2 tRNA genes and 1 rRNA gene are annotated in these 692 nt (G+C 48.3%); all 3 read right to left on the minus strand.

The window, feature by feature from the left end:
* Positions 1–253: 253 nt before the first annotated feature.
* Positions 254–329, minus strand: a tRNA-Ala gene (locus AC07U6_RS22240).
* A 160-nt stretch (positions 330–489) separates the two neighbouring features.
* A tRNA-Ile gene (locus tag AC07U6_RS22245) sits at positions 490–566 on the minus strand.
* A gap of 74 nt (positions 567–640) precedes the next feature.
* A 16S ribosomal RNA gene (locus AC07U6_RS22250) occupies positions 641–692 on the minus strand; the annotation flags it as partial.

Here is a 692-nt window from a genome sequence, read left to right on the forward strand (position 1 = left end):
ATCGCCTCTGACTGCCCAGGCATCCACCGTGTACGCTTAGTCGCTTAACCTCACAACCCACAAGCGTCCCGAAAGACGGATGTCAGTTGCAAGCATTTGAGAGACTCGAACATACCGTGCTTCATTCTTATTACGGAGAATGAAAACAGTATGTCGTTTCAATTTTTCAGCTTGTTCCGGATTGTTAAAGAGCATAATACTTCGCAGCATACTGTTGCCAGTACACTCTGAAGTATTGAAATACAGACGTATATGGTGGAGCTAAGCGGGATCGAACCGCTGACCTCCTGCGTGCAAGGCAGGCGCTCTCCCAGCTGAGCTATAGCCCCATACAGTCGTGCAGAAACCTTTTCAGTACCAACTCCGAAGAGTTATCCGCCCCTTTCCTTTAAGAAAGAAGAGAATGTAATTTGTGCTCAGGCAAGGCAAACAGGAGGGAAGTTTAGTTAACTAAACGACCGAGTACTTAACGCCGCATGAGTGCAAATTTGGTAGGCCTGAGTGGACTTGAACCACCGACCTCACCCTTATCAGGGGTGCGCTCTAACCACCTGAGCTACAAGCCTGCTGAGGTTTTTTCTGCTCGTTACTTTTCTATCAGACAATCTGTGTGGACACTACGCGGGAAAGTATCTTCAGGTAAGGAGGTGATCCAACCGCAGGTTCCCCTACGGTTACCTTGTTACGACTTC

The sequence above is a fragment of the Erwinia sp. GW821-FHT03D09 genome (assembly GCF_059420805.1).